At 37.2% G+C, this 21,872-nt stretch carries 21 protein-coding genes and 1 other annotated feature; of the genes, 14 read left to right on the top strand and 7 right to left on the bottom strand.

The window, feature by feature from the left end:
- Positions 1 to 73: 73 nt before the first annotated feature.
- A complete protein-coding gene (locus AC6IWN_RS07930; RefSeq protein WP_497991836.1) occupies positions 74 to 553 on the bottom strand; it encodes a pyridoxamine 5'-phosphate oxidase family protein in 480 nt (159 codons plus the stop codon).
- 237 nt (positions 554 to 790) lie between these two features.
- Here AC6IWN_RS07930 and AC6IWN_RS07925 point away from each other — a divergent pair, with 237 nt between their 5' ends.
- Complete coding sequence (locus tag AC6IWN_RS07925) at positions 791 to 1,111, top strand: rhodanese-like domain-containing protein (protein WP_497991835.1); 321 nt, start codon at positions 791 to 793, stop codon at positions 1,109 to 1,111.
- 134 nt (positions 1,112 to 1,245) lie between these two features.
- Here the strand turns inward: AC6IWN_RS07925 and AC6IWN_RS07920 are convergent, their stop codons facing one another.
- From AC6IWN_RS07920 to purE, 3 genes are all read right to left on the bottom strand, one after another.
- Complete coding sequence (locus tag AC6IWN_RS07920) at positions 1,246 to 3,135, bottom strand: DUF4914 family protein (protein WP_497991834.1); 1,890 nt, start codon at positions 3,133 to 3,135, stop codon at positions 1,246 to 1,248.
- Between the two features lie 150 nt (positions 3,136 to 3,285).
- Complete coding sequence (locus tag AC6IWN_RS07915; protein WP_497991833.1) at positions 3,286 to 3,651, bottom strand: Na-translocating system protein MpsC family protein; 366 nt, start codon at positions 3,649 to 3,651, stop codon at positions 3,286 to 3,288.
- A 184-nt stretch (positions 3,652 to 3,835) separates the two neighbouring features.
- The gene (gene purE, locus AC6IWN_RS07910; RefSeq protein WP_497991832.1) at positions 3,836 to 4,327 is read right to left on the bottom strand and encodes a 5-(carboxyamino)imidazole ribonucleotide mutase; all 492 of its coding nucleotides are present in this window, start codon (positions 4,325 to 4,327) and stop codon (positions 3,836 to 3,838) included.
- A gap of 230 nt (positions 4,328 to 4,557) precedes the next feature.
- Positions 4,558 to 4,811 (top strand) — a binding site (T-box leader).
- A 136-nt stretch (positions 4,812 to 4,947) separates the two neighbouring features.
- Here purE and trpE point away from each other — a divergent pair.
- The 8 genes from trpE to trpD (AC6IWN_RS07870) all read left to right on the top strand — a co-directional run bounded on the left by trpE (position 4,948) and on the right by trpD (AC6IWN_RS07870) (position 12,792).
- Positions 4,948 to 6,411, top strand: a complete 1,464-nt coding sequence (gene trpE, locus AC6IWN_RS07905) for an anthranilate synthase component I (protein ID WP_497991831.1) — start codon at positions 4,948 to 4,950, stop codon at positions 6,409 to 6,411.
- Complete coding sequence (locus AC6IWN_RS07900; protein ID WP_497991830.1) at positions 6,411 to 6,986, top strand: anthranilate synthase component II; 576 nt, start codon at positions 6,411 to 6,413, stop codon at positions 6,984 to 6,986. The genes trpE and AC6IWN_RS07900 overlap by 1 nt, the downstream gene beginning before the upstream one ends.
- Positions 6,987 to 7,214: 228 nt before the next feature.
- Positions 7,215 to 8,222 carry an anthranilate phosphoribosyltransferase gene (gene trpD, locus AC6IWN_RS07895; RefSeq protein ID WP_497991829.1) on the top strand — a complete coding sequence of 336 codons (1,008 nt, stop codon included), beginning with the start codon at positions 7,215 to 7,217 and terminating at the stop codon, positions 8,220 to 8,222.
- Between the two features lie 30 nt (positions 8,223 to 8,252).
- Entirely contained in the window at positions 8,253 to 9,104 is an 852-nt protein-coding gene (trpC, locus tag AC6IWN_RS07890; protein ID WP_497992189.1) for an indole-3-glycerol phosphate synthase TrpC, read from the top strand.
- An 89-nt stretch (positions 9,105 to 9,193) separates the two neighbouring features.
- Positions 9,194 to 9,808, top strand: coding sequence for a phosphoribosylanthranilate isomerase (locus AC6IWN_RS07885; RefSeq protein ID WP_497991828.1), 615 nt, complete (start codon positions 9,194 to 9,196; stop codon positions 9,806 to 9,808).
- A complete protein-coding gene (trpB, locus tag AC6IWN_RS07880; protein ID WP_497991827.1) occupies positions 9,808 to 10,992 on the top strand; it encodes a tryptophan synthase subunit beta in 1,185 nt (394 codons plus the stop codon). The genes AC6IWN_RS07885 and trpB overlap by 1 nt, the downstream gene beginning before the upstream one ends.
- The gene (gene trpA, locus AC6IWN_RS07875) at positions 10,985 to 11,755 is read left to right on the top strand and encodes a tryptophan synthase subunit alpha (RefSeq protein ID WP_497991826.1); all 771 of its coding nucleotides are present in this window, start codon (positions 10,985 to 10,987) and stop codon (positions 11,753 to 11,755) included. The genes trpB and trpA overlap by 8 nt, the downstream gene beginning before the upstream one ends.
- Positions 11,755 to 12,792, top strand: a complete 1,038-nt coding sequence (trpD, locus tag AC6IWN_RS07870; RefSeq protein ID WP_497991825.1) for an anthranilate phosphoribosyltransferase — start codon at positions 11,755 to 11,757, stop codon at positions 12,790 to 12,792. The genes trpA and trpD (AC6IWN_RS07870) overlap by 1 nt, the downstream gene beginning before the upstream one ends.
- A 111-nt stretch (positions 12,793 to 12,903) precedes the next feature.
- On the opposite strand, the gene AC6IWN_RS07865 is transcribed toward trpD (AC6IWN_RS07870), so the two are convergent.
- Entirely contained in the window at positions 12,904 to 13,311 is a 408-nt protein-coding gene (locus AC6IWN_RS07865; RefSeq protein ID WP_497991824.1) for a hypothetical protein, read from the bottom strand.
- A gap of 293 nt (positions 13,312 to 13,604) precedes the next feature.
- Here AC6IWN_RS07865 and AC6IWN_RS07860 point away from each other — a divergent pair, with 293 nt between their 5' ends.
- The 4 genes from AC6IWN_RS07860 to AC6IWN_RS07845 all read left to right on the top strand — a co-directional run bounded on the left by AC6IWN_RS07860 (position 13,605) and on the right by AC6IWN_RS07845 (position 17,312).
- Positions 13,605 to 14,366, top strand: a complete 762-nt coding sequence (locus AC6IWN_RS07860) for a MerR family transcriptional regulator (RefSeq protein ID WP_497991823.1) — start codon at positions 13,605 to 13,607, stop codon at positions 14,364 to 14,366.
- A 540-nt stretch (positions 14,367 to 14,906) separates the two neighbouring features.
- Complete coding sequence (locus AC6IWN_RS07855; protein WP_497991822.1) at positions 14,907 to 15,209, top strand: hypothetical protein; 303 nt, start codon at positions 14,907 to 14,909, stop codon at positions 15,207 to 15,209.
- Between the two features lie 118 nt (positions 15,210 to 15,327).
- On the top strand, positions 15,328 to 16,902 hold the full coding sequence (locus AC6IWN_RS07850; RefSeq protein ID WP_497991821.1) for an ammonium transporter: 1,575 nt from the start codon (positions 15,328 to 15,330) through the stop codon (positions 16,900 to 16,902).
- 71 nt (positions 16,903 to 16,973) lie between these two features.
- Positions 16,974 to 17,312 carry a P-II family nitrogen regulator gene (locus AC6IWN_RS07845; protein ID WP_497991820.1) on the top strand — a complete coding sequence of 113 codons (339 nt, stop codon included), beginning with the start codon at positions 16,974 to 16,976 and terminating at the stop codon, positions 17,310 to 17,312.
- A 184-nt stretch (positions 17,313 to 17,496) separates the two neighbouring features.
- Here the strand turns inward: AC6IWN_RS07845 and AC6IWN_RS07840 are convergent, their stop codons facing one another.
- Complete coding sequence (locus AC6IWN_RS07840; RefSeq protein WP_497991819.1) at positions 17,497 to 18,192, bottom strand: DinB family protein; 696 nt, start codon at positions 18,190 to 18,192, stop codon at positions 17,497 to 17,499.
- Positions 18,193 to 18,459: 267 nt separating this feature from the next.
- Between AC6IWN_RS07840 and crcB the strand changes: the two genes are divergently transcribed.
- The gene (crcB, locus tag AC6IWN_RS07835; RefSeq protein ID WP_497991818.1) at positions 18,460 to 18,837 is read left to right on the top strand and encodes a fluoride efflux transporter CrcB; all 378 of its coding nucleotides are present in this window, start codon (positions 18,460 to 18,462) and stop codon (positions 18,835 to 18,837) included.
- Between the two features lie 132 nt (positions 18,838 to 18,969).
- Here the strand turns inward: crcB and AC6IWN_RS07830 are convergent, their stop codons facing one another.
- A complete protein-coding gene (locus tag AC6IWN_RS07830) occupies positions 18,970 to 21,621 on the bottom strand; it encodes a cation-translocating P-type ATPase (protein WP_497991817.1) in 2,652 nt (883 codons plus the stop codon).
- Between the last annotated feature and the right edge of the window lie 251 nt (positions 21,622 to 21,872).

Raw genomic sequence — 21,872 nt, 5'->3', positions numbered from 1 at the left:
TACTTAATCCGTAGTCTCTTGGTTGTTATATAGTAAAGGTGCCAAGGCATATTATCTATAGTGTTTTTAGATCTTATCCATGATTACGGTCCAAACGTTTCCCTGTCATCTCATTTACGGTAAGTTTCAACACTTCTATCGCTTTTACATATTTTTCATTAAAGTTCATGCCTGGTTGTTTCTTATATTGCTTCATTAATTCTCCTAAAGCTGCAATTTTTTGATCGTCCGGGAGAATTTCAATTGTTCCGTTTCCGCAGATGCTCTCAAATTCCATCGTACATTCACAATCAAGTTCTTCAATAATTAAATTATGGGAACAATCCATTTCAAAACCAACCTTTGGATAAGAACGCAGCAAGTCCAATTTCTTGCCCTTAAGAGCACAGTGAAAATAAAGAGAGGTCTCTCCATCTCTGGTAGAAAAGCCAAAGTTCATCGGTACAATATAGGGATATTCTTTGTCAAAGAATGCAATATTGCATACGTCACATTTTTTCATGATTTTAAGGATTTCATCCAAATCTGTTATTTCTCGGTCTTTTCTTCTCATGCATTTTACCTCTTTTCATTTTGATATTGACTTATTATAACATGGATTACCAGAATTGGTAGTATAAAAATGTGTGTGCATTTGCATAATTAATATTATAAACATTATGCATTTTGCTAAGGCACGCAATATTTATCAATATTTTTACCTTTGTAATATTGTCACATACTTATTATCTATTTTGGGGTATAAATTCATTATAGAATATAAATATTGAACGTTTGAAAGGAGAATTTTATGTTTACATTATTCCAAAAAGAAAACACAAATTCAGTTCATATTAACGAAATTGATCCGATCTTACCGGATATCAATTTGATTGACATTAGAGAACCATTTGAGTATAAGCATGGGAGTATTAAACATGCAAAGAATATACCAATGGGACAGTTACTTACAGCTCCTACGAAATATCTGAACAAAGAGAAAAAATACTATATCATGTGTCAATCAGGAGGAAGGAGTTCGAGTGCCGTTAGCGCATTGTCTCGAGCAGGATTTGATGTAATTAATGTAAAGGGAGGATACGGAGGATATAACGGAAAAAACCGGTTATAAGAAGAATAGTAAGATTAAAGAATAGAAGAGGAGTTACATGTTATAATAACATGTTTCTGATAGAAGAAAGGGCTGTTGCAAATATATTTGCAACAGCCCTTATATTAGTGCGCCCGTCGGCCGCACGTTAATAATTAAAATCTCATCGGAATTAAGTCAATATAATCCTGTAATGGAGCATCACGTAATAAACATTCAATAATTTGCTTACCAAGAGGATTTAATTCTTCGGTATTGAACTTAGCAGCCTCCTGCTTGAAGAAATCAATCAGGATAGCAGCACCTGCATCGTAACCTTCTTTTCCTACTTCTTGCTGTCTCTCCGGCTGTAAAAATGCTTTGCGGATATACTGACCGTCTACTTTTAAGGAATCAAGGCCATAGCCAAGAAGAGTACAACGAGCTTCTTTCAAATGTTCCTGTTTGAATTTTGCGCCACCACGTCTTGCGATATATTCTCTAGCAACCCATTGTGGATTAAAGCTTACTTTATATACACCGATATGCTGGTTCGGAATTAACACATATCGAGTGCTGCTTGATTGTAATATCTGATCAAGTAATAAATTTGCTTGCTTTACTAATTTACCGGTAGCGAAAGGCCAGTAGGAACCAACACCTTCACTAACCATACCCTGACCGCCAACGATACTAGGGTTGTTATAGCCACGAGGAGCTACCAATCTCCATAACCATGCGAGAGCAGGAGGGAGGATGTGGAACATACCAAGAATACCGTAAGAAGGGGTTTCTTTTGTACAAGGTGGAGTTCTTACACCGAAGCTTCGAACATCAACCTCAACCGGTTCAGACACGATATCAGGAACGAGACGTCTTGGAAGAATCGCTCTTGGGTTCGGGCAAGGTTTTCCGTTAGAATCCATCGTATGTTCCCAAACAAGACAGGTTGACTTAGGTACTGCTTGAATATTAAAGAACACCAATGGCTCAGATGGTTGGGTGAATAATTTTTCATACTGTGGAGAAGTACCGTATTCTGTAACATGATCTAAACGTAAGAACCAGGAATTTTCTGCATCATAAACCACTAATTTTTTGCTGTTATTTTGCATAGATGGATGGCATAATGCCATATCATCCGTTACCGGACGAAGCTCACAGGATTCGGATAAATCTAAGTAATATTTTTCACCGGTTGCTAAATTTTCACCAAGTATTAATCTTCCGTCAGCAGCTCTATGTGCCGGCTCGATCATTTCACTTTTACCACCGCCGGATGCTCCTTCATGCATGATTACAATTTCATTATCATACGGCGTAATAACCTTAACAGTAGAAGCGTGGGCAGTCACCCAACCTTCACGTTCACCGATATTTAAGAGAACACCATAGATACCTTTTTTTGCACTAGGGCCTGGGTATAGGTTGTAAGAGAAGATTTCATGTACTTCATCAAGTCTGTTATGAACAACAATCTGCTTTCCATCAAAGTGAGTGTGGCGGAAAGGAGGTGCAAGATAAACAATTGCCTTAGGTGTAAAATTATCATCGATCTCGTCGATGCATAAAAAGCCCTGTAAATCTGCAAGACCGCATGCAAAGAAAGCTGCATTTGCTGGAGCGATAAGTAGAGCATCATATCCGTACTCATAACCACCTGCTTTAAATGGAAGAATAATTAAATCCTGATCGGATAACCAAGAAAAAGTTTCTTTACGTAATGGTTCGAATTCAGTATTATAAAGATCTTTGTATTTTGGCTTGTCGGTATCCTTATCATCACCGATTACAAGACTGTCAGGGTCACGACGACGCATATAATCTTCCGTATAATTAATAGCTACGCCATTTTTACAACGTGTTATATTAGCCTCGATTATAATACCTTTCTCTTTTACGGGGTATCCAACTTCAAAATAATCGGAGGTTTCATTACCAAAGCTTAAATCAATTAATTCAGCTCGCGTTTTTGGGAAAATCAATCGTTTGCTATTTGTCAGTATGCTTTTTACTTCGCTGTCTAAATTTAGTTTCTGCAAATAATCCTTTGAGTTTAACATCATCCACGTCTCCTTTGAAAATTTATGATATTATTAATGAAATAATAATTATAAGGAATTACTATATAAAAAGCCGCTATCCTAGACTATAACTAAGATATCGGCTTACTTCTAACTTAACCTTTTAATAAGTTAATTTATTCGTCGTCCGTTCTATTTTGTTATAATGAATTCGTCAATATTTCGGTCTGTGGTTATGACAATTATTTTCTCGCCGGTTTTTGTACTAATATCAAAATGGGTACTAATAATATTAACATCAATAATATCGGTAATTAATGATTCCAGATATCCGCGTCCACCCTCAAACAAAGCAGAGCGTACCTTTTTTAATAACTCAATACCTTGAAGATTATCGGTAAGTTTTTGTTCCGAAGGACTTAATATGCCTGTTAATCGGATAAGTATCATATCATTTATAATATGGGTACGTATTAGTTTTGGCCCTCGACCCATGTATTCAAACTCGAACTTGCTGACTGCTTCACTCAGCTTTGCTTCAAATTGGCCTTTAGTCATTGTAACCACCTCAATTTTTTTAAATATAACTTATTTAGCAACCCATGTCAATAAAAATAGACAAAAAAGAACAGATAGAAGATGCGTATATGAATCCTATCTGTTCTTAATATTAACACGAATGGATAGAAAATACTGCCATCACACATGGGAATTGAAGGAGATTATGATATGCTAAATAGCATTAGATTTCGCCTTGAAGCTTCGTGTCCTTCGCAACCACTTCATCTTCCATATCTTTTTTCATTTTCGTTAACTTTTGTTCAAGCTCTTCATCATATACACCAAGAATCTGTGCTGCTAAAATTGCTGCATTATCAGAACCATCAATTGCTACGGTTGCAACCGGAATACCCTTTGGCATCTGTACAGTAGAAAGAAGAGAATCTAATCCGTCCATCGTTGAAGACTTGATCGGAATACCGATAACGGGTAATGTGGTGTGCGCTGCAACTACACCTGCAAGATGAGCCGCTTTACCTGCCGCACATATGATAACACCAAATCCGCTTGTTCTTGCTGAGGAAGCAAAATTACATGCCTGGGAAGGTGTACGGTGTGCACTCATAACATGTGCCTCAACACCGATACCAAAATTTTTCAGAGTATTGATGGTTCCTTTTAAAACAGGAAGATCACTGTCACTGCCCATGAGAATAGCTACTTTCTTACTCATAAATAGTCTCCTTTATATGGTTGATTTTTGATGTAAATATATCGTATTTCCTATTGGATGTCAATGATTCCGCTTATAACAAACTCTAATGTGATTTATTATATATTTGATAACTCTTATATATAGGTAAGAATTGATACTATTATTATTGATTTATAAAAAAGTAAAACAATTAATGGGAATAGATGCTTGACAAATTATTATGTCCATTGTTATAATTCGTGTAAATAAAGAAACCGATGAACAAGAGAAGTAAGTTTTACTATTTGTATCCAGAGAGCCGCTGTTGGTGTGAATGCGGTTATGAAAGTTAAACTGAATGGACTTGTGAGGGAAGCCCAAAATCTATCGTATTAGAAAGTAGGCGCTTACGGGAACCCTGTCCGTTATCAGTGGGGTGCATATGATGGTATGCAAAATGAGTGGGTGTTTATTATACACCAAACCGGGTGGTACCGCAGAAGTATAAGCTTTTGTCCCTGTAAATTACAGGGATAGAGGCTTTTTTTTATGCTCAAGAATATATTTTTTTCGAAAATATAATGATTTGATGCATTAATAATTTCTTAATTATATAGAAAGGAATTTTTCACCCATCAGTGAAAAATAAGGTGAAAACTATGATAACACCGAGTAGTTCAGAAATCGAAGCTTTATCGAAAGAGTATAGCATTATTCCTATATGCAAGGAAATCTATGCGGATATCATTACACCAATTACGCTGTTACGAAAAATCTCGGAGATTAGCAGGCGATATTATCTTCTTGAAAGTGTAGAAGGTGGAGAAAAATGGGGAAGATATTCCTTTCTAGGGTTTAATCCGATTGTTCATGTAACCTGTAAGGATAAGGTGGTTACGATTGAAGATAATCATCATGAGAACAAAGTATTTCGTACAGAAAAGCCTTTTGAAGTCTTAAAAGATTTATTAAAGGAATATAAAGCACCAAAGCTAAAAGATCTACCCCCGTTTGCCGGCGGACTTGTGGGGTACTTCTCCTATGCGATGATCGGATATGCGGAACCGGTATTGAAACTGGAAAGCAGTGAGTTCAATGATTTTGATTTAATGTTGTTTGATAAAGTGATTGCCTATGATCACTTAAAGCAAAAGATTACTATTGTAGTAAACATGAAGACGGATAAGGTTCTTGAAAACTATGGCAAGGCGGTTTCGGATATTGAGAATTTACATCGATTTATCACCGAATTGACTCCGTTTTCTAAACAATATACATCAGCAAAACCATCCTTTCGCTGTAATGTGACAAAAGAGGAATATTGCAAGATGGTCGAAAAAACAAAGGAATATATAGTGAATGGCGATATCTTCCAAGCGGTTATATCCAGAAGATTTGAAACGGAATATAAGGATAATCTCCTCAATGCTTATAGAGTGCTGAGAACCACGAACCCATCCCCTTATATGGTATTTATGCAAAATGATGATGTACAGCTAATCAGTACATCTCCGGAAACTTTAGTAAGGTTAAAGGATGATAAATTAACCACCTTCCCAATAGCCGGATCCAGACCAAGAGGCAAGGATAAGGAAGAGGATGATGCGTTAGAGAAAGAACTGTTAGCGGATGCAAAAGAATTATCCGAACACAATATGCTTGTTGACCTTGGAAGAAATGATCTGGGTAAGATATCAGAATTCGCAGGAGTTAAGGTTACTGACTATATGAGAATTCAGAGATATTCCAGAATCATGCATATCACCTCAGAGGTGGAGGGCTTAAAGAGAAAAGATAAGGATGCACTGGATGCGATTGAAGCAATTCTTCCGGCAGGTACCTTATCCGGGGCACCAAAAATCAGGGCATGTGAGATCATAGAAGAGCAAGAAAAAGGTCCAAGAGGAATATACGGCGGAGCAATCGGATATATCGACTTCACCGGCAATATGGACACCTGTATCGCTATTCGAATGGCGGTTAAAAAGGATGATAAGGTATATGTGCAAGCGGGGGGAGGTATTGTCGCTGACAGTGTACCGGAGAAAGAGTATGAAGAGTCAGAAAATAAAGCAAAAGCGGTAATTGAAGCAATCATGAAGGCAAGTGAGGTGAATGAATAATGATATTATTAATTGATAATTATGATAGCTTTTCTTATAATCTAGTACAATTGGCGGGAAGTATTAACCCGGACATAAAGGTGATTCGTAACGATGAATTAACAGTAGAAGAGATTCGTGGGTTAAAGCCCTCACATATCATTCTTTCACCGGGACCTGGATATCCAAAAGATGCTGGCGTATGTGAGGATGTCGTTCGAGAGATGAAGGGCGAAGTTCCAATCCTTGGGGTATGCTTGGGTCATCAGGGAATCTGCGAGGTGTTTGGTGCCCAAATAACTTTGGCAAAGCATCTGATGCATGGCAAGCAAAGTAATATTCATGTAGCGAACGGCAGTTTGATTTTTCACGGATTACCACCGGTTATTCAAGCGGCTAGATATCATTCCCTTATTGCAAAAAAGGAAAGCTTACCGGATGAACTATTAGTTATCGCTGAGGATGATGAGGGCGAGATCATGGCGGTACAGCATAGACAATACGATGTGTATGGTGTACAGTTCCACCCGGAATCAATCCTGACACCGATGGGCGATACCATCATGAAGAACTTCTTAAAGATAAGGATTATGTAGTTGACTAAGATTTAAGGTGTTTATGGTTGACAAATTCCTAAGTTTTATCTGTGAAGTTTGAAAAATACATTTAAATTATTAATAAGAAAGATATTAATAGAAAGAAATTAATAGAAAAATTAAATATAAAAATTAAATAGAAAAAAATTAATCAGAACTTGGTACAGGGGAAGACATATAAAAAAATAATTTTTGATAATCGCCTTGAGCGGTGGATTGGAGGATAATATGATTCAACAGGCAATTCGTAATGTATTAAATAAAGAAGATTTATCTCTTGAGATGACAAGAGAGGTTATGGATGAAATTATGAGAGGTAACGCTACCAATGCACAAATTGCATCTTTTATCACTGCGATTCGCATGAAGGGGGAGACCATTGATGAGATAACTGCATGTGCGATGAGTATGAGAGAAATTGGTTTAAAGGTAAAGAGAGAAGGAGATGTTCTTGATATAGTAGGTACGGGCGGCGATGAAGCATTCACATTCAATATCTCAACGGTGTCCTCATTAGTTATCTCTGCGGCAGGAATTCCTGTTGCAAAACATGGAAATCGAAGCGTATCCAGTAAATGTGGCAGTGCGGATGTATTAGAAGCACTTGGTGTAAAAATTGATATTCCGGTTGAAAAAAGCGAAAAGATATTAAAAGAAATCGGTATCTGCTTCTTATTCGCTCCGATTTATCACTCTTCAATGAAATATGCCGCTCCGGTTCGAAGAGAACTCGGTGTACGAACCATCTTTAATATACTTGGACCTCTATCAAGTCCTGCGAATGCAAATCTTCAATTACTTGGTGTATACGATGAAAATCTTGTAGAACCGATGGCAAATGTACTTGCTAATCTAGGAGTAAAGCGTGCGATGGTCGTGCATGGTCACGACGGACTAGATGAAGTATCCCTGTGTTCAAAAACAACTGTGTGTGAAGTCAATAACGGAAAAATAAATAGTTTCTTCCTGGATCCTCATCAGTTTGGATTTGAATATTGTAAACCGGAAGACTTAATCGGAGGAGATCCCGCTACGAACGCAGATATTGCAAGAAGAATATTAAGTGGGGAAAAGGGTCCTAAGCGTGATATCGTATTATTGAATTCAGCAATTTGTCTCTATATGACCTATAACAATATTACACTGAGAGAATGTGTAAAGATGGCGGGTGATATTATTGACAGCGGTAAAGCAATGGAGCAGTTGAATAAATTCATTCAATTATCCAATGAATAGAGCATTTGATTCAGAAAGGACAGGATGAATATGATTTTAGATACCATTGCAAAGTCAACCATAGAACGGGTAGAGAAAGCGAAGAAAAACCTTCCTTTGGAGAAAATCAAAACGATGATTTTTAACGATAGTGGAAGAAAAGAGTTTAATAATCGTGAACCGTTTGCGTTTGAGAAGACATTAAAATCAGGAAGTAGTTTGATTGAAGAATCGATTGATAAAGTTGTAAAAGCCAAAGGTGAGATTGGAAATATTGCTTTTATCTGTGAGGTGAAAAAAGCTTCTCCCTCCAAAGGGATTATAGCAGAGGATTTTCCTTATCTACAGATTGCAAAGGATTATGAAGAAGCCGGTGCTAATGCGATCTCTGTTTTGACAGAGCCAGAATTCTTTAAAGGGGATAACAATTATCTTTCTGAAATCAGCAAGGCGGTTCATATTCCGGTTTTGCGTAAGGATTTTACGATTGACGAATATCAAATCTATGAAGCAAAGATAATCGGAGCGGATGCGGTACTTTTAATTTGTTCCTTATTGAGTACGGACACGATAAATCGATATATTAAAATATGTGATGAGTTAGGGCTATCCGCACTAGTTGAAGCACATACGGAGGAAGAGGTTCATTCAGCAATGCAGGCAGGAGCCAGAATTATCGGAGTGAACAATCGAAACCTTCAAACCTTTGAAGTGGATTTAAACAACAGTGTAATACTTCGTGGATTGGTTCCGAGTGAGATTCTATTTGTGGCGGAGAGCGGTATCAAAACACATCAGGATATGAAGGTTTTAAAGAATGCCGGAGTAAATGCGGTGTTAATCGGAGAAACCTTGATGAGAAGTCCTGATAAGAAGGAACAGCTACTACGGCTTAAAATATAGCTGAATCGGAGTTAATCAGAATATCGTATGAAGTATAAGTTGTGGGATTGATTACAGGGAACAAGTTTTAAATATCCGAAGGAGTATTTATGACAAAAATTAAAATATGTGGCTTAACTAGAACAATCGATATTGAATATGTCAACAAAGCATATCCTGATTACATCGGTTTTGTGTTTGCTAAAAGTAAACGTCAGGTCACTATCCAGCAAGCAAGTGAGTTAAAGTCTATACTAAATCCAACTATTCAGGCGGTTGGTGTATTTGTAAATGAAGATATTGAAAACATAATATACTTATGTAATCAAAACATTATAGATATTATTCAATTGCACGGAGATGAGGACGAGGAATATCTGAAGCATTTAAAAAACAGACTTTCAAATCCTATAATCAGAGCGGTAAGGGTTCAAAATTCTGAGGATATCATATTTTCACAGTCAATCGATGCAGAATACCTGCTACTTGATACCTTTAAGAAGGGTGAGTACGGTGGGAGCGGAGAAACCTTTGATTGGAACGTTATTCAAGAAGGGATTAAGCCATATTTTCTGGCTGGAGGAATAAATACTCAAAATGTTGTGCAAGCGATTACCGAGATGAAGCCCTATGCAATTGATATCAGTAGTGGGGTTGAAACCGATGGATATAAGGATGAAGAAAAAATTATCGATATTATAACAAAAGTAAGGAGCGTGAAATGATGTCTAAGGGCAGATTTGGAGTACATGGAGGACAATACGTACCGGAAACATTGATGAATGCCGTGAATGAAGTAGAAAAGGCATATGAGTTTTATAAAAATGATGAAAGCTTTAATAAAGAATTAGATGATTTATTAAAAAATTATGCAGGAAGACCGTCTCTGTTATATTACGCGGATAAGATGACGAAGGATTTAGGCGGTGCCAAAATATATCTTAAGAGGGAAGATTTAAACCACACCGGATCTCATAAAATCAATAATGTGCTGGGTCAGGTATTATTAGCAAAAAAGATGGGTAAAACCAGAGTTATTGCTGAAACCGGAGCAGGACAACATGGTGTTGCGACTGCTACCGCTGCTGCATTAATGGGTATGGAATGTGAGATCTTTATGGGTAAGGAAGATACGGATCGTCAGGCTCTTAATGTGTTCCGTATGGAGTTACTTGGAGCAAAGGTTCATGCAGTTACCTCAGGTACGCAGACGCTTAAGGATGCTGTGAATGAGACTATGAGAGAATGGACAAAGCGTGTAGAAGATACACATTATGTCCTTGGTTCTGTTATGGGACCTCACCCATTTCCGATTATCGTACGTGATTTCCAAAGTGTAATCGGAAAAGAAGTAAAGCAACAGATGCTTGAGATGGAAGGAAAATTGCCGGATGCTGTGCTTGCCTGTGTTGGTGGCGGAAGTAATGCGATGGGTCTTTTCTATGATTTTATTCAGGATGAAGAAGTTGCTTTAATTGGTTGTGAGGCCGCCGGTCTCGGTGCAGATACGGATAAAACGGCGGCTACGATTGCAACCGGTTCTCTGGGTATATTTCATGGTATGAAATCCTACTTCTGTCAGGATGAATACGGTCAGATTGCTCCGGTACACTCAATCTCAGCGGGTCTGGACTATCCGGGAATCGGTCCGGAACATGCCAATCTTCATGATACAAACCGTGCAACCTATGTTCCGGTTACCGATCAAGAGGCGGTGGATGCTTTTGAATACCTATCCCGTATGGAGGGTATCATTCCGGCAATCGAAAGCGCACATGCGGTTGCATATGCAAGAAAGCTGGCACCAACGATGAGAAAGGATCAAATTATCGTCATTAACTTATCCGGTAGAGGAGATAAGGACGTAGCGGCGATTGCCAGATATAGGGGGGTTCAGATATATGAATAGAATTGGAGAGGTATTTAACAATAAAAAAGCATTTATTCCATTTGTTACAGCCGGTGATCCGGATTTGGAGATTACGGAGCAATTGGTGTTGATGATGGCAAAGAGCGGAGCGGACTTAATCGAACTGGGTATCCCATTCTCAGATCCGGTTGCGGAAGGACCGGTTATTCAAGAGGCTGATTACCGAGCGCTATCCTCTGGCACAACAACGGATAAAATCTTTGATATGGTTGAGAGAATTCGAACGATTACGGATATTCCAATTGCATTTATGACCTATGCAAATCCTATTTATACCTATGGGGCGGAACGCTTCATGAATAACTGTAAGAAAGTAAGTATTGATGCAGTGATCGTTCCGGATATTCCATATGAAGAAAGGGAGGAGCTTTTACCCTACTGTGATAAATTTGGTATTACCTTTATCTCAATGATTGCGCCTACATCGAATGATCGGGTAAGAATGATTGCAAAGGAAGCCACGGGTTTTCTGTACTGCGTATCCTCCATGGGTGTTACCGGAGAGCGAACCGAGATTAGTTCGGCGGTGGGAGAATTGATTAAGGTGGTAAAAGAAGTGAATGATATTCCATGTGCAATCGGTTTTGGTATCTCCACACCGGAGCAAGCCTCTAGTATGGCATCCATATCCGATGGGGTCATAGTTGGAAGCGCCATCGTTCGTATCGTAGGGGAGTATGGTAAAGAATGTATTCCTTATGTAGAAGAGTATGTAAGAAGTATGAAGGGAGCTATCATGTAATGAGTGCTTTAGCGGATGACATCTTATTGAAATTGAACGCAGGGAAAAGCTTGACGAAAGAGGAAGCATATCAAACAATTATAGCAATTCATAATGGTAAGTTTAATGATATTCAAATTATGGGATTTCAGGTTGCACTATTGATGAAAGGTCCATCTTTGGATGAAATCTCTTCCATAGCGAAGGCAATGAGAGATCTCTGTATCAAAATCACGCCGAATACGAAAGAAGAACTAATGGATACCTGTGGAACCGGAGGAGGATTAAGTACCTTCAATATCTCTACGGCAAGTGCTTTTGTAGCAGCAGCCGGTGGAATCAAGGTTGCCAAAACAGGAAGTAAGTCCAGTGTAACTCTATCCGGAAGTGCGGATGTGTTAGAGGCACTCGGAGTTGAGATTCATCAGAGTACACAGGGTGTGTCAAAACTGATTGAAGAGGTAGGAATTGCATTTTTATATGCACCATTATTTCACCCGGTTATGAGAAAAATGATTCACCCAGAGAAGGAAATTGGAATCAAAACAATTTTCTATACAATTATCGGGCCGCTTATTAATCCTGCATCAGCTACGAGGCATGTGATGGGGGTATATAAACCGGAGCTTTTAGATATGGTCACTGAGGTGGCGATTTCCCTGGGCTATACCAAAGCATTATTTGTATATGGAGAAGGCGGGGTAGATGAGATATCTTTGTTTGGTAATACTACGGTCAATGAATTAAAGGACGGTAAGGTATCAAATTATATCATCACACCCGAGGAATTAGGCTTAAAGCGATGCAAATTAAATGACATTATCACCGGAACACCCGAAGCAAACGCAGTGATGATCAAGGATGTATTCTCCGGAAAGAACAAAGGTCCAAGAAGAGATGCTGTAATTTTAAATGCAGCGGGAGCCCTAATGGTGGGAGATAAAACCACATCTCTAAAAGAGGGAGTTCAATTGGCGAAAGAAATAATAGATAGTGGACTGGCTCAGACGAAGCTGAATAATTTTGTAGAAGCATCCCACGAGTTTAAACATATCTAGTCACAAAGAATTATTCTTGCGTTATGTTCAAGAATATGTTGATAATATTAGATTTTAAAAGGACCAATTACTTGGTCCTTTTTGATCGTTATTTAAGAACATTGTATTTAATCAATTTATAGTTAGATTATGTTTTTTAAAAACTTGTTCAATCTTTGCAGTACTTTTTATTAGAAATTGTCCATTATTATAAGTTGTTTCAAATATTGCATTTCCCCAATACATAAAAGATTGCTCCGAGCCATCTTTAAAAACTATGATGAAAATTTGTCCAGTAGGCCCCTCTTTACGCCAATTGCTCTTATAAAATTTTGAGGAAGCTAAATCCCTTAAAAAATCACTCTTTTCACGACCAACAAGTTCTGAATCTAAAATAACTTTATTTATCTTATCTTCTTTAATGTTGGAACTTAATTGTCTCCAATGTGATTTATCCGCCGAATTATGATATATATCTTTTCCAAAAAACAAGATGGTAATTGCTACTATAATTAAAATAATAACTATAAACTTTTTCATAAGCATTTACTCCTAACGAAGAGGGATATTCTTAAAGACACCTTGTACTTTTTTGAACTAATATCTTATCTGATTATACCCAAATAATGGTAAATTTTCAATGTTTAAATAGAATATATCCTTGCTATAGCATTTACATTAATATATCAATAAAAAAAATATATATTATTCAGGTATTCAGATAGGAGATTTTACTGGTTACCTATATTAAAAAAGTTAATAAAAATTAAAATTTATCCCTTGACATTGACGTAACGTGAAGGTTTATACTCATCGTATAAGGAGGTTGGAACATGGAATACACAGTTAGAAAATTAGCTTCCCTAGCGGGAGTTACCACCAGAACATTGCGTTATTATGATGAAATTGGAATTCTTAAGCCGGCAAGAGTCAATTCTTCAGGATATCGTATCTATGGTCAAAAGGAAGTGGATCGGCTGCAACAGATTATGCTGTATCGAGAGATGGGCGTCGCTCTTGATATGATAAAGGATATCATAACGGAAGATTCCTTTGATGAGATAACTGCGTTAACGAAACATCTAGAAGATCTCCTTGCGCAAAAACAACAATTAGATATTCTGATTGGTAATGTTCAAAGAACAATTGATTATAAGGAAGGGAGAATTCAAATGAGTGATATAGAAAAATTTGAAGGATTTAAAAAGAAACTTGTCGAGGAGAATGAGCAAAAATACGGCAAGGAAATTAGAGAAAAGTATGGTGAGGAAAGGGTAAACCAATCAAACCAAAAAATGCTTAATATGACAAAGGAAGAATACGAGGAATACGAGAGATTAGGACAGGAGGTATTGGATTGCTTGGAGGTAGCCTTTGAAAGCGGCGATCCGTCAGGAGAAGAGGCACAAAAAGTTGCAGAGCTACATCGTAAGTGGTTATCCTATTCATGGCCACAATACAGCAAAGAGGCTCATGCCGGACTTGCACAAATGTATGTTGATGATGAACGATTTACAAAATACTATGATAAGAAGAAGCCTGGTATGGCGGCATTTTTAAGAGATGCGGTATGGATCTATACCGGAATGAAGTAAAATACCTTCGGTATAAAGATTATGTTAAGATTTTACAATCTCTATTGTAATGCTAAAAAATGTATGCTATTATGGCAATGTCTTATTAAGAATTTCTTAAAACGATTTGCATAATCGTTTAAATATTAGCGACAATGAGGTCAGAACTATTTAGTTTTGACCTCTTTTTATTTGTTTGAAAAGTGCAGTATTCCTATGAAACAAAGTATATTTAGCTGTTGGTGTAAACTTTGCACTGTGATTTTTTTACCAAACAAAAAATCACAAAGACAATACAGGTACTGATAAAAGCTCAGTATAAAAAATATGTTATAGTGCACATTTGAATAGTATACATCAATTGTAAATCTTAGTTGAACACTGATAAATTTCAATTGATATAATAATTTCGTTAAGACGATGGAGTCAAGGATACCCTTGGCTCCATTTTTTATTTATTCAAAGTAATACATTGAGGCCGAAATGAAAGAGTCGCAAGATCGACCCTTCCTAAATAAATATCATTACGGAAATCAATTTAAAGGAATAGGAGGTGTTAACATGAACAGTCAGAGTATAGGGATTAACATGAACAAACAAAAGAAAATTATAATTGCTCTTTTATATTTCGGAACTTTAACAATAGTTTTTCTAGGTGCATTTTTCAGTGCTTATAGTGTGTTGTTCGATATTAAAATGAAAGTTTTGAATGCGAATGTACCTGGAATTGTATTTGGTCTATTGGTTGCTTATCTTGGACTACGATATTACTTTCAAGTAGACAATTTTAAAATAGAATTTTATAAGAGCAATACAAAATTTTCATGGAGTAACTTTAAAAAGTCAAAGAAAAAAAAGAAGTAGTTTCGTGGATTTTATTTTAAATTCACACAAGCTTGTGATTGATATATGTTGCTCAAGCTTATATGAAATAGGTGGATTAGTGTAAAAAAATATAAAACTAATCAGGGAGGTAATGATTATGAAGAAGTCAGCTAAAGTTATAGGTTTGTTAGTCGTAGTTGTCGCATTGGCGATTGGTTTGGCTCTTGCTTTTTATAAAGCAGGACCTGGAGCATCCGATCCTACTGGGCAGTCTTATGTGGCAGCGACAGGAACAGAAAAGCTTGCAGACGTTGCAGTTCAAGCAAATAAAGCTTATTATGGAGCTAATTTTACATGGGTAATGATTACGGGCTTTATGGTATTCTTCTTCCAGTGTGGATTCGCAATGGTTGAGACCGGATTCTGCCGTGGTAAGAATGCAGCGCACACAATGACAATGAACTTTATGGTATTTTTAGTTGGTGCAATTGGTTATTTCTTATGTGGATTTGCATTTCAGTTTGGTGGTTCCGGTGGAGCGGCCGGGCTGGGAACCGGCGGAGGTGCTTTGAATGCGATGTTAAGTATTCCGGGAATCGGTGGTATCATCGGATATAAGGGTTTTATGTTATCCGGTTTTGGTGTTTATGATCCTGGTATCTATGCATTGTTCTTCTTCCAAATGGTGTTCATGGATACAACAGTAACAATTCCTACCGGTGCAATGGCAGAACGTGTTAAGTATTCTGCAGTTGTTATCACATCATTCTTTATCTCCATGTTCTTATATCCGTTATTCGGTAACTGGGTATGGGGCGGAGGTTGGTTGTCTCAGCTTGGTAAAAATTTCGGTTTGGGTCATGGCGTTGTTGACTTTGCCGGATCAGCTGTTGTTCACTCCATGGGTGGTATGCTTGCGCTAGCCGGAGCTATTGTAATAGGCCCTCGAATCGGTAAGTTTAAAAAAGACGGATCCACCAGAGCATTCCCCGGTCATGATATTCCAATGGCTATCATCGGTACGATTGTATTGTTCTTCTGCTGGTTTTCCTTTAATGCAGGATCTACATTAAATGCATCAGATTTTAGACTATCCGTTGTAGCAACTAATACAATGATTGCAGGTGCTATTGGTGGTTTAGCAGCTATGTTCTATATGTGGGTAAGATACGGAAAACCGGATCCTTCCATGACGGCGAACGGCGCTCTTGCAGGTCTTGTTGCAATTACTGCTCCTTGTGCTTTTGTAAATGCAGCATCCGCATTTGTAATCGGTTTAATAGCAGGTATCTTAGTATGTTTCTCCGTAGCATTCGTAGAGAATAAAATGAGACTTGATGATCCAGTAGGTGCAATATCAGTACACTGTGTAAATGGTTTATGGGGTGTTTTAGCCTTGGGATTATTTGCAGATGGTTCCTACGGAGCTGGTATAAACGGTATTGATAGTGGAGTTACCGGCTTGTTCTTTGGAGATGCAGGTCAGTTTGTTGCTCAGGTTGTAGCAGTAATCGTATTATTTGTATGGGGCTTTGGTGTATCCTTTATCTTCTTCAAGGTACTTGATAAGGTTTGGGGCTTAAGAGTTGCACCTGAAGTAGAACTTGATGGTCTTGATATTCCGGAAATGGGTGTTCTCGGATATCCGGATATTCAGTTAGTAAAATGCGAACTTGATTATGATTCTGAGGATAATGCACCGGTGAAGCAGTTGGCTAGATTTAAGAAATAGGGAGCTTATAAATATAGAAGCGATTTAATAAACTTAAATCAGCGCCGTATAACGGCGGAATGGAGGATGCAATGAAAAAATTAGAAATCATAATAAAACCGGAAAGATTAGAAGATTTAAAACACATATTAAATGAGAATAATGCGAGCGGTTTGATGATCAGTAATATCATGGGCTACGGTAAGCAAAAGGGTTATGTACAGATATATAGAGGTACTGAAACACATGTTAATCTATTACCAAAGGTAAAAGTTGAAACCGTTGTGCCAAGTGATGTAGCTGAAACCATTATTGAGACAGTAGTGAAGAAAATCAATACCGGTAATTATGGAGATGGTAAGATATTCATTTATGAAGTCGAGGATGCGGTACGTATTAGAACAGGCGAACGTGGTTCTGAGGCTATTTAATTATTAATAGAGATTTTATAAGTGGGGATGTTGTAAAATTAGTAATTCTATCTAGGAACAATGTTATTGACATTACACACAGGTTGGAAGGACAGTATCCATATTGTTATCTAATCAGTGCATTATGGCAATATAACATTATTTTTACAAATTACTAATTTTGCAACATCCCCTCTGGTTTACACTATTGAAGATAGTATTTGTTTTTTGTTCGGATATGCTCTTTCCATTTACAGCAATCATTGATATGAAGCATCATATGTCTAGTAGGTGGCATTAATAAGATACCAGCAACATCTTTTTTACCCCAGAAGTCAAGTAACCATATGGAATCTTTATCAGAAGTAACTCCACCAGCCTGAAAGATCATATCAATATGATCTTGTAATACTTTTCTCTTCATATCCTCCTCAGCCAGATCTTTGACAATCTCCCTGGTGCGATGGCCTACTGCATCTCGATACTCTAAAAGACTAGAGATATTAAGATTTTTACTGAATTCCATGATTTCTTCGTCATTTAGCGCGTTGCCTGTATCAGTTATCGAGGAATTCATTAACTGCTTCCAATAATCATTAAAGATCTGATCCTGTCCATGGACCAGCATATTCATTGTCAAGTCCTCAATACGAGCCAGATGCCAGAGTGCCCATGCAATTGTTTCATCCTTGCTGGTGGGCATAATTGAATATTCTTTCTCCTTCAATCCTTCTAATAATTCATCGTATTCATTCTTATGACCTGCAGAGATGGATGAGGAATGAAGATTACTATGAATCTCAAGAAATAATTCTTTTGCTTGATCAAGATGTCCTTTTTTACGAATGATACTACTTAATTCCTTGTGTTTTTCGCTTAACCCTTCTCCAAAATACTTCATGTTCAACCTCCAAACATTTCCTACCCCAAATATTCTGTAAATCTCGATTACTTTAAATAATCTGATCATCCTATGTTTGTATTATACATTATTTACCACAAAATCTCTATTGGAATTTTACAAAAATGTACTAATTTACTATAAAATAATCTTGGATTTGCGAAAGAGATTTAAAACTGCTATAATGCAAATGATTATTAGTCATCTGGTAAAAATAGAATGATAATTAGATCATACTAGACAGTAGAAGTTATGGAGGAAGGATAGATGCTAAAGATACTATACGTTGGAATCGGTGGTTTCATCGGTGCTTCATTAAGATATGTCATATCATATCATTCACCCAAATTATTCGGTAATCAATTTCCGTTTGGTACTTTAATTGTTAATGTAATCGGTGGAATATTAATCGGGTTTATTATGGAGTTAAGTATATCAACGGATTCTATCTCCCCGAATCTTAGGCTATTCCTTACCACCGGAATTATGGGGGGACTTACCACTTTTTCAACCTTCAGCTATGAAACAGTTAATCTTATCAGTGAAGGAAAGTACCTGATGGGATCTATAAATATTTGTTTAAATTTGTTTCTGAGTATTATTGGGGTAGTACTAGGTAGATTTGTTGCTCAACTAATAAAATAATATAATAATAAGAAGCCGTGATTAAGAAAATAATCTGGTATGGAATCCAGTTATAAATAAATGAAGGAGCTGTTGCAAGCAACCGCTCCTTCATTTATTTATTATTGTTTGGAACTGAAATATAACATTATATTAGAGCTTTCTTTTTGTAAAGAACTTAATAATTTCATTTACGAACAAGGGGATGAGGCAAAAGCTTATAACAATAACTGCGTCAATTACCGATATACTCTGAACGCTGAATGCATCCGCAAGGAAGGGTACATAGATAACTACGAGTTGCAATATGATACCCAGTAGGATAGCACCGATTAATAACGGATTAGAAAATAATCCGATTTTAACGATGGATTTGTTAAAGTTTCGCATTGATAAGGAATAGAAGAGCTGTGATACTGCTAATACAATAAACGCCATAGTTCTGGCATAGGAAAGTACATTATCAGGAATATCCGTTGTATTCATATGATATCCATGCTCCCATAATCCGTAATAGAATGCGATTAATGTAAAAATACCGATTAACAATCCGCCAACTATTGCTCGAAAGCTTGCGCCCTGAGCAAAGAAACTTTCCTTTGGATTACGTGGCTTCTGCTTCATAACATCTGGATCACCTGGATCCATACCAAGCGCTATCGCTGGCAAGGAATCAGTTATTAAGTTAACCCACAGAATCTGTGTTGCAATCAGTGGTACCGGCCAATTTAGTAATATTGATACTAATATGGCGATTACTTCACCGAGATTACAGGAGAGGAGGAATATTACCGATTTCTTGATGTTATTATAAATGTTTCTTCCTTCTTCAATCGCATGAACAATAGTTGTAAAATTATCGTCAGTTAGAATCATGTCACTGGCGCCTTTTGCAACATCTGTACCGGTAATACCCATTGCAACACCGATATCAGCAAATTTTAAAGAAGGAGCATCATTCACACCATCACCCGTCATGGATACAATATTACCCTGAGCTTTAAACGCTCGTACAATTTTAACTTTGTGCTCAGGTGATACCCTTGCAAATACTCTGTATTTGTTAATATCAGCAGCAAATTGCTCATCTGATATGGAGTCTATCTCGTTACCTGTGATACTTTGTTCAATTCCATCTGCAATTCCAAGCTGTTTTGCAATGGCTACGGCGGTATTTTTATGGTCACCGGTGATCATGATAGGTCGTATTCCAGCCATTTTTGCTTCTCGAATTGATTCTTGTACTTCTATCCTTGGAGGATCAATCATCCCGACAATACCTACCACGGTAAGGTCATTCTCCATCACTTCAGGCTGAATCACCTGATTACTGTTTTTAAATGCAACTCCAAGTACTCGAAGAGCAGAATCGGACATATTCTCCGCAATGTTAAGATAATCCTTCTTTAATTCTTCAGTTAGAGGAACAATAGAGCCATTTACTAAGGCGGTAGAAGATATTTTTAGAATATTATCAATTGCACCCTTAGTATGGACACGATATCCATTTCCTTCTATATTTAATGTAGACATTAACTTTCTATCTGAGTCGAATGGATTTTCACCAACTCGTTTGTGAGAGAGATTTAGTTGTTGTTTTGTTAATCCAAACTTATCTCCCATAATAATTAAAGCGATTTCTGTAGGATCTCCGGTTCCTTGACCGTTTTCATAGGTTGCATCGGAACATAAAACAAAGGATTTGATTAATTCCATCTCATCCGGTGTAGGGGTAAGGTGCGTTGCGTCTCCCTCAATGTCTGTATAATGGTTATGTGTATATTGCTTTACGACTGTCATTTTATTCTGAGTTAATGTTCCGGTTTTGTCAGAGCAAATTATATTTACTGAGCCTAATGTCTCAACCGCTGGTAACTTCTTTACAATTGCGTTAATTTTTGACATCTTAGTAACACCGATTGCTAATACAATGGCCACAATGGCAGCAAGTCCTTCAGGAATTGCTGCGACGGCAAGACTGATTGCCGTTAAGAACATCTCAAATAAATCTCTTTTTTGAATCAAAGCAATGATAAAAATAAAGGCACATATACCAATTGCCAGAAAACCTAAAATACGTCCAAGCTCATCCAGTCTTCTTTGAAGAGGAGTCATTTCATCATTCTCAGCATCCAGGATTTTGGCGATTTTTCCAATCTCAGTTTCCATCGCGGTGGCAACTACAATTCCCTCTCCACGACCATAGGTAACCAGCGTAGATAAGAAAGCCATATTTGCTTTATCCCCCACAGGAGTCTTAGGATCACCCAGTATCATTGAAGCATCTTTTGTGGAAGGAACGGATTCACCGGTTAATGCCGATTCTTCGATTTGGAGATTTGCACTTTCAAATAATCTAATATCAGCAGGAACAAATCTACCAGCGTCAAGTATAACAATATCGCCGGGAACAACTTCTTCGGAATTGATCTCAATCGCTATCCCATCACGTTTTACCAAGGATTTGGGAGTGGTCATTTTTTGAAGAGCCTCGACGGCTTTTTCCGCCTTCGCTTCCTGAATGACGCCGATTACAGCATTTAAAATTACTACTAATAAAATTATAATGGAATCAGAGTATTCATGAATGATAAAAGTAATAACCGCTGAAGCTAATAAAACGTAGATCAACATATCATTCAATTGTGAGAAGAACAGTGCGAATAAACTTTTCTTGGGCTTGCCCTTTAATTTATTAAAACCATACTGTTCCAGTCTTTTTTTTGCTTCTGTGGTACTTAATCCAACATCCGGATCCACAGCCAATTCTTTTAATACATCAATCGGTGATTTTGAAAACCACATAGTCTGCACCTCGTTTCTGAATACTATACATCTTTATAGTTCCTCAAATAGAAGTCTTTATGCTATCTGATGTTGTATAGTAGAAGATAGCATATTTGTAGGAATATTATACCAAAATATTATTGTAATTACATTAAAATCAAATTAAACATAGTAACTCTCTGGTAAAAATTTCACTTAATACCCTGTGAAAGGTTCCTCTAATTCAAATTGCTAACCCTTTAAGAAAAATAATTATATGGTGAAATTAA

This window comes from Variimorphobacter sp. HTMS_6 (assembly GCF_059717775.1).
This window is presented reverse-complemented; position numbering and strand designations above follow the sequence as displayed.

Bases quoted from the DNA above. Each gene is read 5' to 3' on its own strand.
- AC6IWN_RS07855 (WP_497991822.1), top strand. From the start codon at position 14,907: ATGAACAGTCAGAGTATAGGGATTAACATGAACAAACAAAAGAAAATT.
- trpD (WP_497991829.1), top strand. From the start codon at position 7,215: ATGATTCAACAGGCAATTCGTAATGTATTAAATAAAGAAGATTTATCT.
- AC6IWN_RS07865 (WP_497991824.1), bottom strand. From the start codon at position 13,311: ATGAAAAAGTTTATAGTTATTATTTTAATTATAGTAGCAATTACCATC.
- trpE (WP_497991831.1), top strand. From the start codon at position 4,948: ATGATAACACCGAGTAGTTCAGAAATCGAAGCTTTATCGAAAGAGTAT.
- trpD (WP_497991825.1), top strand. From the start codon at position 11,755: ATGAGTGCTTTAGCGGATGACATCTTATTGAAATTGAACGCAGGGAAA.
- AC6IWN_RS07885 (WP_497991828.1), top strand. From the start codon at position 9,194: ATGACAAAAATTAAAATATGTGGCTTAACTAGAACAATCGATATTGAA.
- trpB (WP_497991827.1), top strand. From the start codon at position 9,808: ATGTCTAAGGGCAGATTTGGAGTACATGGAGGACAATACGTACCGGAA.
- AC6IWN_RS07915 (WP_497991833.1), bottom strand. From the start codon at position 3,651: ATGACTAAAGGCCAATTTGAAGCAAAGCTGAGTGAAGCAGTCAGCAAG.
- AC6IWN_RS07840 (WP_497991819.1), bottom strand. From the start codon at position 18,192: ATGAAGTATTTTGGAGAAGGGTTAAGCGAAAAACACAAGGAATTAAGT.
- AC6IWN_RS07845 (WP_497991820.1), top strand. From the start codon at position 16,974: ATGAAAAAATTAGAAATCATAATAAAACCGGAAAGATTAGAAGATTTA.
- purE (WP_497991832.1), bottom strand. From the start codon at position 4,327: ATGAGTAAGAAAGTAGCTATTCTCATGGGCAGTGACAGTGATCTTCCT.
- AC6IWN_RS07920 (WP_497991834.1), bottom strand. From the start codon at position 3,135: ATGATGTTAAACTCAAAGGATTATTTGCAGAAACTAAATTTAGACAGC.
- AC6IWN_RS07930 (WP_497991836.1), bottom strand. From the start codon at position 553: ATGAGAAGAAAAGACCGAGAAATAACAGATTTGGATGAAATCCTTAAA.
- crcB (WP_497991818.1), top strand. From the start codon at position 18,460: ATGCTAAAGATACTATACGTTGGAATCGGTGGTTTCATCGGTGCTTCA.
- AC6IWN_RS07830 (WP_497991817.1), bottom strand. From the start codon at position 21,621: ATGTGGTTTTCAAAATCACCGATTGATGTATTAAAAGAATTGGCTGTG.
- AC6IWN_RS07925 (WP_497991835.1), top strand. From the start codon at position 791: ATGTTTACATTATTCCAAAAAGAAAACACAAATTCAGTTCATATTAAC.
- AC6IWN_RS07900 (WP_497991830.1), top strand. From the start codon at position 6,411: ATGATATTATTAATTGATAATTATGATAGCTTTTCTTATAATCTAGTA.
- AC6IWN_RS07860 (WP_497991823.1), top strand. From the start codon at position 13,605: ATGGAATACACAGTTAGAAAATTAGCTTCCCTAGCGGGAGTTACCACC.
- trpC (WP_497992189.1), top strand. From the start codon at position 8,253: ATGATTTTAGATACCATTGCAAAGTCAACCATAGAACGGGTAGAGAAA.
- trpA (WP_497991826.1), top strand. From the start codon at position 10,985: ATGAATAGAATTGGAGAGGTATTTAACAATAAAAAAGCATTTATTCCA.
- AC6IWN_RS07850 (WP_497991821.1), top strand. From the start codon at position 15,328: ATGAAGAAGTCAGCTAAAGTTATAGGTTTGTTAGTCGTAGTTGTCGCA.